The sequence below is a fragment of the Paraferrimonas haliotis genome (assembly GCF_002282895.1).
Lineage (GTDB): Bacteria > Pseudomonadota > Gammaproteobacteria > Enterobacterales > Shewanellaceae > Paraferrimonas > Paraferrimonas haliotis.
This window is the reverse complement of record NZ_NRRB01000005.1, coordinates 234,455-244,270: the sequence shown is the minus strand read 5'-3', so window position 1 is coordinate 244,270 and position 9,816 is coordinate 234,455. Positions and strand designations below refer to the sequence as shown.

General features: G+C 45.0%; 11 protein-coding genes. 4 read left to right on the top strand and 7 right to left on the bottom strand.

The window, feature by feature from the left end:
• Positions 1-209 precede the first annotated feature (209 nt).
• From gmhB to CLC91_RS11950, 3 genes are read right to left on the bottom strand one after another with little or no spacing between them, the layout of a single operon-like run.
• Entirely contained in the window at positions 210-764 is a 555-nt protein-coding gene (gene gmhB, locus CLC91_RS11960; protein ID WP_095498995.1) for a D-glycero-beta-D-manno-heptose 1,7-bisphosphate 7-phosphatase, read from the bottom strand.
• Positions 765-797: 33 nt separating this feature from the next.
• The gene (locus CLC91_RS11955; protein WP_095498994.1) at positions 798-1,568 is read right to left on the bottom strand and encodes a YdcF family protein; all 771 of its coding nucleotides are present in this window, start codon (positions 1,566-1,568) and stop codon (positions 798-800) included.
• A gap of 30 nt (positions 1,569-1,598) precedes the next feature.
• A complete protein-coding gene (locus tag CLC91_RS11950; protein WP_233132625.1) occupies positions 1,599-2,747 on the bottom strand; it encodes an endonuclease/exonuclease/phosphatase family protein in 1,149 nt (382 codons plus the stop codon).
• A gap of 184 nt (positions 2,748-2,931) precedes the next feature.
• Between CLC91_RS11950 and CLC91_RS11945 the strand changes: the two genes are divergently transcribed.
• Positions 2,932-3,777, top strand: a complete 846-nt coding sequence (locus tag CLC91_RS11945; protein WP_095498993.1) for a D-hexose-6-phosphate mutarotase — start codon at positions 2,932-2,934, stop codon at positions 3,775-3,777.
• 69 nt (positions 3,778-3,846) lie between these two features.
• Here CLC91_RS11945 and cysS read toward each other — a convergent pair whose 3' ends face one another.
• Complete coding sequence (gene cysS, locus CLC91_RS11940; RefSeq protein ID WP_095500456.1) at positions 3,847-5,229, bottom strand: cysteine--tRNA ligase; 1,383 nt, start codon at positions 5,227-5,229, stop codon at positions 3,847-3,849.
• A gap of 144 nt (positions 5,230-5,373) precedes the next feature.
• On the opposite strand from cysS, the gene CLC91_RS11935 reads away from it, so the two are divergent.
• Positions 5,374-5,865: a peptidylprolyl isomerase gene (locus CLC91_RS11935; RefSeq protein ID WP_095498991.1), complete on the top strand. Its 492-nt coding sequence runs from the start codon at positions 5,374-5,376 to the stop codon at positions 5,863-5,865.
• Complete coding sequence (locus CLC91_RS11930) at positions 5,858-6,589, top strand: UDP-2,3-diacylglucosamine diphosphatase (RefSeq protein WP_233132624.1); 732 nt, start codon at positions 5,858-5,860, stop codon at positions 6,587-6,589. Before CLC91_RS11935 ends, CLC91_RS11930 begins: the two co-directional genes overlap by 8 nt.
• Before the next feature lie 11 nt (positions 6,590-6,600).
• Here CLC91_RS11930 and miaE read toward each other — a convergent pair whose 3' ends face one another.
• Complete coding sequence (miaE, locus tag CLC91_RS11925; protein ID WP_095498990.1) at positions 6,601-7,353, bottom strand: tRNA isopentenyl-2-thiomethyl-A-37 hydroxylase MiaE; 753 nt, start codon at positions 7,351-7,353, stop codon at positions 6,601-6,603.
• Positions 7,354-7,366: 13 nt separating this feature from the next.
• Positions 7,367-7,738: a group I truncated hemoglobin gene (locus CLC91_RS11920; protein ID WP_095498989.1), complete on the bottom strand. Its 372-nt coding sequence runs from the start codon at positions 7,736-7,738 to the stop codon at positions 7,367-7,369.
• 90 nt (positions 7,739-7,828) lie between these two features.
• Between CLC91_RS11920 and CLC91_RS11915 the strand changes: the two genes are divergently transcribed.
• Complete coding sequence (locus tag CLC91_RS11915) at positions 7,829-8,500, top strand: cupin domain-containing protein (RefSeq protein WP_095499010.1); 672 nt, start codon at positions 7,829-7,831, stop codon at positions 8,498-8,500.
• Positions 8,501-8,503: 3 nt separating this feature from the next.
• On the opposite strand, the gene CLC91_RS11910 is transcribed toward CLC91_RS11915, so the two are convergent.
• Entirely contained in the window at positions 8,504-9,712 is a 1,209-nt protein-coding gene (locus tag CLC91_RS11910) for an alkaline phosphatase family protein (protein ID WP_095498988.1), read from the bottom strand.
• Positions 9,713-9,816 lie beyond the last annotated feature (104 nt).

Here is a 9,816-nt window from a genome sequence, read left to right as displayed (position 1 = left end):
CTACGCGTTTCCCTTCGACCGTCAAGTGCTTTTTGAAAACTTTTTTCAAGGCGCTTATTGGGCCGACTGACTCGGGCATATTCAATGGCTGTTTGGCCCCTGTGCCGTGTCAGTGGATGCGCATTATAGGGCGCTGATTCTTTAGCGCAAGGGGTTTTTTAAGAAAGTAATTTAAACGCTTAAATATTAGTCAAAACTTATAAAAAACCTTAAGACAGACCTTTCAAGTAACCCGGTAATGACTTTATCGATTCAATGACAGTAGTTGCGCTTGCTTGAGCTGCGTCATCGATTGGCTTACCGCTTTTAACCAGTATCCTTGTTGTTACACCAGCTGCTTCGGCGGCTTGCATATCGGAAAGCTTATCGCCCACCATAATTGAGCGACTCATATCTATGTTCAAAAACGTCTTAGCGCTGTTTAACATTCCAGGTTTGGGTTTTCGGCAATCGCAATCCAACTTATAGTCGCCCACCCCATGCTTAGGATGATGGGGGCAGAAATAGATGCCATCTAGCTCCACCCCTTTATCGACGAAATTCCAATCCATCCACTCTGTCAATTGGTGGAACTGATCTTCACTATACAGTCCCCTACCAATGCCAGACTGGTTTGTAACAACCACCAGTAAGTACCCCATTTTTTTTAATTCAAGGCAGGCTTCAAATACGCCGTCGACGTAATGAAAATCGTCGACTTGGTACACGTACCCATGGTCGTGGTTAATTACCCCATCTCGATCTAAAAATACAGCAGCTTTCAAGATTGGCTCCAATGTTTAATGGTTAACGTTTAATTAGGAAGATGGCTCAGTTAATAGGCTGGGCTTTAACTTCAACCAAGCTAAGCCAACGTATTCGTGTATAGCACGTTGACTGGTTAACAGGTTATCAGCCGACAATCGCCACCAAGCACCATCGCGGGCTCTAAAGTCCGCTGGAGCCGGCTCGACTTCAAATCCAAAGCTTTCAAAAACAGTCACGGCTCTGGGCATGTGGGTAGCAGAGGTTACCAAACGAATCTTGCGTTTGCCTACTCTTTGAAGTAACGCTTTAGCTTCCTCAATGGTGTCTTTTGGTTTTTCTAACGCGACAATGTCGCTCGATCTAATACCCAACTCTTCTGCAGCTTTTGCCATTACATAGGCATGGGGTAGCAACAAATAGCCGCCGTCATACCCACTTACTACAAACTGACAGCCTGGGCCCATTTTATACTGACGCACCGCTTCGATTAATCGAGCGCTTGCGGCATCGTCTAATTGTTGCTGAAAACTCGCGGATTGATTATCCGTGTGGGCGCTGCCCAATACCATAATTAAACACCCGCTTTGGTTAACCTGATGATTAATGTCATAGCGCGCTTCTAAAGGCTGTGAGAGCCAGCGAGCGACTTGCGGTTGGCTCAGAGAACCAAGCAATAGTACCGCAAATACCAGCAAGCCTTTGCCCAAGTTACTTCTATTGCGCTGAAAATAGAGTCCGATAACCATTAAAAACACGCAAAGTGGCACCGGCGTCACTAACAGCGACAGTATTTTTTTTGCAATAAAGAACACATCATCCATAACGAACCTGCAGTTTTACTCAAATTACGGCTACAGCTTTATATCAACCCAAACCAATCGGTGATCCGACGATACTTGTTTTGCTTGATTGCCAGCTTCATCTTCCACCAAATATCTTAACTTACTACCTTTTGCCGGCCAAAACACCCCACTTTTTATAACCTCTACATTGCTTGACGGCAACACATAGTCTAATCGCAACGGATAGACATGGGTCCAGAATCGAGACTCCCCTTTTACCGATTTAGAAGTACGGTATTGTTGCCCACCAGCACTTTGAGGAACTCGACTACCTATGGCCGTTTCTTTATGAACTCTAGGGTGATTCAACAATTGATTAATGCTGGCCTGGAAACTGTCACCGTCAATCGGATCGGCATTGAAGTCCCCCATTAATACAAAGCGAGCATCTTGTGAAAGGCCGCCGCGATTACCTTGGTCATCAACCAAATAACTGCTGTTAGCGGGATCGAGCGATATGTAGTCTGCGAACAGTCGAATCTCATCATGATTACGACGCCCGTTTCTGTCTTCAGGACCATCAAATACCGGCGGGGTTGGGTGCATGGCTAGCAAGTGCAAACGCTTACCATTAATATCGATAGGTAAATCTAAATGGTTCTTTGAAGATAACCGAAAATCCGACAACACCTCTTTCGAAAAATAATCCCCTTTGCCGCTCCCTAACTTCGCATCGGGTAACACCGCATTAGGCATGTTTTTCCAAAGAAATGTTTGAAATGTTCGTTGCTCATCGGTCAGTAGTGGATATTGAGACAAGACTGCAAACGCGTACTGACCATGAAAGGTACCAAACCCGTAACTGTCCATCGGCAACGATAATTTTCCGTCTCCATTACGATCGACTTTAGTGAGTTTACCCGTGTTGGTAGCAACTAAGTAAAAATATGGATAAGCGATTGGTGTTGAGTGGTTATAGGAGCGAGCTAAATAATTTTTAAGAAAATCCTTCATTACCTGTTGGTCTTTGCCCTCACCGTCATTATCAAATTCAGTAATGAGCAGAACATCTGGTGCAACCCGTTGAATGATTTCGGCGACCCGTTCTATTTGGGGAACATTGCCAGATTGCATTTCTTTCGAGAGTTGCCCTGCCTCTTGTCGGTCAAACGACGCATTAAAGGTAGCGACTCGCAATTGAGTAGTTTGTGCGTGCACGGCGAAACTCCCAAAAACCATTAACAGGATTGATAAAGCGCTTATAGAGCCAGCTTTAATCAGGTTCATTATCTATTCCTTAGCTTGCTTAACTTCTTATCAAGTTGTGTGGGTGGTAGTCTATCAAATAGTGTGCTAAATCTAGCCTCAAGCATCCATTATTCCCAAAAAAAGGATTCAATTCATGGGATTCATCACACTTCAACGCCACCCTAAAGGACTTGAATACCTTCGAATCGACACCCCAACTTTTGAAGCTGAAGTCTATTTGCAAGGAGCACAACTTACTCATTTCAAACCGAAAAACCGTGCGGCCATTTTATGGATGTCAGATGAGGAGTCTTATGAGCCCGGCAATGGTTTAAGAGGTGGCGTACCCATTTGTTGGCCATGGTTTGGAAAACTGCCCGGGGAGGACTACCCGCAACACGGTTTAGTGCGAAAATTACCGTGGCAACTCGTTAAATCTCACGAGGAGTCGTCTGGGCAGGTCGTTTTGCAGTTTCAGTTCCCGCAACAGCAACTCAATAGCATGTATTGGCCTTTTAAGTGTGAAGTTACGGTTGAGATGACATTATCTTCCACCGCTAAAGTCTCGATTACCACCAAAAACCTCGACGATAAACCGTTTGTTCTAACCCAAGCATTACACAGTTATTTTAGAACCTCCGACATACTTAAGACTGGAGTGAGTGGGCTGCAAGACTGCTCCTATTTAGAGTTTGGTCACCGCTCAACCGATAAAGCACCAATAGTCAATTTTACCAAAGAAACGGACCGAGTCTATGATGATGCACCTTCACAACAGTTAATACACACGCCTGAAGGTCAGATAAGTGTATCGCGCCGACACAGTAAGTCGTGTGTTCTTTGGAACCCTTGGATAGACAAAGCAAAACGCTTAGAGCGATTTGGCGACGATGACTATACAACCATGGTGTGTTTAGAAGCCGCAAACGTCTTGCAAGACCAAATTCATCTCGAACCTGATAACGCTTATACATTGACCACAGAATTTGGCTGGCAATAAAAAATCCCCTAAATCTACCAATAAGATTTAGGGGATTTAATAAAACGGGCTTATGAATCGTGACGTTTACTAACCACGACGCCAGCTTGTGACCCCGTTAGCATCTTCGAGAACAATGCCCATCGCAGTAAGTTCGTCTCGAGCTGCATCGGCGGCAGACCAGTTTTTATCCGCCCTTGCTTGGTTGCGACGAGCAATTAATGCTTCGATATGAGCAACCTCGTCGTCATTGGCTTGATCGCCTTGCAGAAAGCTTTCTGGGTCTTGGCTCAGCAAACCTAGCACCTCGGCCAACTCCTTCATTGCGACTGCAAGCGCACTTGCGGCCAATTCATCGTTGGATTTAAGACGATTCACTTCACGAGCCATTTCAAATAAGACTGAATATGCTTCAGGCGTATTAAAGTCATCGTTCATTGCTTTACTAAAGTCGGCAACATAACTTTCAGCTGGCGCCGCAGCAACCGTTAAGTCAAGCCCACGCAACGCATTGTATAAACGTTCAACAGCGGCTCTTGCCTGATTTAAGTTTTCATCAGAATAATTTAGCTGACTTCTGTAATGGCTTGATAATAGGAAGTAACGAACCGTTTCTGCATCATAGTGAGAAAGCACATCTCGGATGGTAAAAAAGTTGCCAAGAGATTTAGACATCTTTTCCTTGTCCACCATCACCATGCCAGAATGCATCCATGTATTTACATAATCACTGTCATTGGCGCAGCACGATTGTGCAATTTCATTTTCATGATGTGGAAACTTAAGATCGGAACCGCCACCGTGGATATCAAAATGTTCACCTAAATGCTTAACGTTCATGGCGGAACACTCAATATGCCAACCGGGTCGACCCGGCCCCCATGGTGAATCCCAAGTAGGCTCTCCTGGCTTGGACATTTTCCAAAGTACGAAATCCAGCGGGTTGCGTTTACTTTGCTCCACTTCTACTCGCGCACCGGCTTGTAATTGCTCTAAATCTTGACCGGACAGCGCGCCATAGTCTTCACAGGAATTTACTGCAAACAGCACATCTCCATTATCAGCAACATAAGCATGCTCTTTACTGATTAGGCGCTCTACCATTTCTATAATTTCACCAATATGCTGGGTTGCACGAGGTTCAATATCGGGTCTGATTAAATTAAGCGCATCAAAATCTTGATACATTTCTGCGATCAGTTCTTCGGTTAAATCATCGCAATCTATATTACGCTCGTTGGCACGGCGGATAATTTTATCGTCAACGTCGGTAATATTGCGCACGTAGGTCACGTCGTAACCGAGGAAACGCAGGTAGCGGCAAACCACATCAAAACTTAAGTAAGTACGACCGTGGCCAATATGGCATAAGTCATAAATTGTAACACCGCACACATACATGCCAACTTGATTAGCATTTATCGGCTTAAATTCCTCTTTTTGTCGAGTCAATGTGTTGTATATCTTAAGCATCGCTTACTCGCTCTCCGCGTTGATTTTGCAGGATTCGTAAAAAGGCAATTCTAGCAGGCACTAAAACTATTGAACACAGGTGATTGCGCTATTTGTAAGATCCGTTAATATTTAGCTTCCTAAGTTGATATGAGACACACCACAATGGTTATTTTACAAACAAATTTCGGGAACATCACGCTAAAACTAGACGCAGAGAAGGCTCCTAAAACGGTTGAAAACTTCCTGAACTATGTAAAATCCGGCTTTTATGACGACACTATTTTTCACCGAGTGATTGATGGTTTTATGGTACAAGGTGGTGGTTTCACTGCCGATATGGAGCAAAAGTCTACCCAAGCGACTATCGAAAACGAAGCGAACAATGGCTTAACCAACAAAGTTGGTAGCATTGCTATGGCACGCACTCAAGATCCTCACAGTGCAACAGCTCAGTTTTTTATCAACGTGTCAGACAACACCTTCTTAGATCATAAAAATGAATCCATGCAAGGTTGGGGTTATTGCGTGTTTGGTGAAGTGGTTGACGGCTTAGATGTTATCGACACCATCAAGAAAGTTAAAACGGGTCACTATGGCATGCATCAAGACGTTCCAGTTGAAGCAGTAGTCATTGAAAAGGCTACCCTTGCTTAAGATAGACCGCACCCACAAGCGCACTGTTTTTATCGCCGATTTGCATTTGTCGGGCAATCGCCCAGATATTAACAGTGCCTTTAAAACCTTTATTCAATCGCAGCGAGAGCTCGACGCTTTGTTCATTATGGGTGATCTGTTTGAATATTGGATAGGCGACGACATTGCCGAGCCTTTTGCACTAGAAGTTGCCCAGCTTATCAAGCAAGCCAGCAGTCGATTTCCAATTTATTACACCCATGGCAATCGTGACTTTCTCATTGATAACTCTTTTGCTCAACTGTCGGGCATGACGCTGCTACCTGAGGTTCAAAAAATTGATCTTTATGGCCGCCAAGCTATTGTGGCTCACGGAGATAGCTTGTGTACCGATGATCATGATTATCAGAAATTTCGTCGTTTTCGTAACCAAAAATGGGCTCGTTGGTTGTACCTGCATCTACCCAAGAAACGGCGTCAGAAAATAGCCGACGGAATCAGAGAAAATAGCGCCAGTTCTAAGCAAGGTAAAACCCTTGAGATAATGGACGTAAATGCGTCAGCCGTTGAAGCTACCCTAAATCAATATCAGGCCCAACTGCTGATTCATGGCCACACCCATCGCCCCTTTTTGCATGATCTAAAAGATGGACGTAAGCGTTGGGTTGTGGGTGATTGGTACCAGCAAACCAGTGCCCTGGTGGTTTCCGATACCGACGCCCAGTTAATCTCTAGCGAGTTGTAATTTTTTGTGCATCAACAGGGCACGCCACTGTGAAATTTAAAGTCTTGGTCAGCTGATGAAATTAAGCTGGCTTCTATCGCACCGAAGTACCGAATTCGCTCACTAATATCAGTATTGGCCACTTGTTGAGCTAACGATAGGTAATCCTGATAATGGCGGGCTTCAGAGCGCAACAACGACACATAAAAATCGCCCAACCGTGCATCCACCAATGGTGCGACTTTGGCAAAGCGCTCACAGCTGCGAGCTTCAATGTATGCACCAATAATCAGTTTATCGACAAATGCCTGCGGCTCGTGGTTCTTCGATTGCAGCAGTAACCCTTTGGCATAACGACTAGAAGCAATATTTTCGTAGGCAATGCCTAACTGCTCCATCATTTCTAATACTTGATAAAAGTGATGTAACTCTTCTTTGATCAGTAACACCATTTTGTCGATCAAGTCTTCACCATAGACTGTCGTGGATTTTGGTATCATTGCTTTAGTGAGTCTGTTCTGTCGAGCAAGGTCTCGCCAATCACCTTGCTTTCGATAAGCAAAGTCCTCAAACGGCTTTAACCATGCCAACAAAGCGTCACCGCTTTCCTTATCTACGGCGTATTTGCGAATCAATAACATGGCGCTTTGGGCCGCTTTTAGTTCGCACATTAGGTGGTCCAACAATAATGTCGGTAAATGTTGTGGTTTCTTAGCTTCGTTAAGCCAAGCTTGCGGGGTCTCGCAATGAAGAAACTGTATGATGGGGCTTAATAATTGCTGCATTTATCGTTACAGGTTAGTTGGTTGACTGCGCACTTAGGATGTCGGCTTTCAAGCTATAAAGTAGCCAAAGTACTTGTTCCCGTTCCCGCTGAGCAACCTTGTTCTTGTCGAGAGCAATCAGCGCATCATCCAACACCTGGATAAACTCTTCAGCACTTATTTTCATTCCCTTATGAACCGCTTTCATTCCTTTACCGTTATAACATCGTGGACCGCCAACCGCGGTAATCACAAACTCGGTAGCTATGCGCTTGAGTCGGTTTGTGTCGCTATTTTTAAAATGATGTACTAGAACAGGATTAGCAAGATGCGCATCGACCAAATCACTGACAAACTGAGTGATCCCCGGCTCTTTGCCCAGTCGTTCAAATAGCGGAGCTTCCATGGTCATAGTCTCCTTTAGGCCTAATTTGTTCACAATGAGCCCAAGATGATAAGTTATGAGCCAAGCAAGGGTCAAACGAAGATAAAACCCATGACTTTACGAATAAATGCTAATTTTAAACAACGCGTAGTTATCCGTCCTGACGATTATCAATGGCTGGATTCTCCTATGCCTGGCGTGCAACGAATGATGCTTGATCGCATTGGTGATGAAGTAGCCCGAGCTACCTCTCTTGTTCGCTATCAACCCCACAGTGAATTTTCGGCCCATCAACACAATGGTGGCGAAGAAATATTGGTGCTCGCTGGCGAATTTGCGGATGAGCACGGCAGCTATGGCCCAGGCTATTACCTGCGCAACCCCATCGGAACCAAGCATAAACCGCAAATTGGCGCAGCTGGAGCGACCATTTTAGTTAAGCTTCATCAATTCGATGACAAGGATGTTAGTCAGCTCGCCATTGACAGCTATAACCAAGCCTTTCGACCCGGCTTGGTGGAGGGACTGTCGGTGTTATCGCTTCATCAATTTGAATCGGAGCAAGTTGCCCTTGTCCGATGGGCTCCCAACACCCAATTTAGCGCACACAAACATTGGGGAGGCGAAGAAATTTTCGTCATAGAAGGGACTTTTTATGATGAATGGGGCGAATACCCAGCAGGAAGTTGGATACGCAGCCCTCATTTAAGCCAACATAAACCGTTTACAAAACAAGATGGCGCGCTTTTATTCGTAAAAGTCGGACATCTTGCTGTGGAATGACGTTTAATTCAGTGCTTGCTTTAAGCTGGCACCGTCACTATCCACTGGGCTTAGCAAGGCTAACCCCAGTATGTGCGCCAATGTGGGATAGATATCTAAGGTGTTAACTGTCCCGATGCGTGTTTGAGATTTAAACGCAGGGCCATCTGCGACAAAAAAACCACCCATGTCTTTGGTTACTTGGTAACCGTGTGTGCCTCGATACTTCACTTGTCCACTCCAGCTAAACGCTCGTGGAGCTGTGGTTTCTATAATAATGTCAGCCGTTCTTGGGTGGTTTAAATAACCGTGTTGTTGCAAGAACTCGTCGCTCACAATGTGAAAGCGTCCATCACTTTTGCTGTTAAGTTTGGATTTTATCGATTCCAAGTCAAGGTCTCGATGTGGCTTTTTATAAAGCAAGACTCGAGTGCCACCATTTAGAATCGTAAAATCGTCTTCGCTAATGGGCAGTGTATCAAGTGCAATGCTCTGCGTTGGATCAACCTCACTCATACCATGATCGGATACCAACACTAGGTTAACCGGCGTATCAATTTCGTTAGCCAGTCTTTCAGCAAACTCGCCTATCAGTCCATCGACAAACTGCACCGCTTCGTAGGTTTGTTTGCTTTCTGGTCCAAAATCGTGCCCCATGGTGTCTACCAGTGAAAAATAACCGGCAATGAATTGAGGGCGCTGCGCCATTGGCAATTTTAACCACGCAACCATTTGGTCAAGCCGGCCTTGGTAATCACTGTGCTTCGAATAATGATAAAAATAACTTGGTGTTATACCGTTGATGCGAGCATCCGACTCGGGCCAGTAGTAGGTTGCGGCTTTGACCCCCTGCATTTCGGCTAGATTCCACAGTGGAATACCGGAAACCCAACTGCTGTCTTTATAGCCTTCTCCCATCTTGTAGCAATTGGGTCGAGTTTTATCGCAAAAGCGATTATCCACAATGCCATGATTGGCTGGGCGCAGTCCTGTTATTATCGATAGATGATTTGGAAAGGTTTTGGTTGGGTATACCGGTGTCAACGACTTCGCTCGAACGCCTTTTCCCGCTATTTTAGCGATATTTTTGGCTTGGTGAAGTTCAATGTAATCCCAACGAAAGCCATCAATGGAAATCATGACGACCGTGGGTTTTGACTCATCGGCGCTAGCCAGCTGAGGAACGCACAGACTCGCCAGCACAAAGGACAACAATAGGGTTATTTTTTTCATAAAATCTCAACAGCGATTAGCTTAGTTTGTTATGGTCACGCGTTTTCTGTGCACGATAGTATGCTGATAAGGCGCACAAGTACAGAGCCCACACTCAATACCCA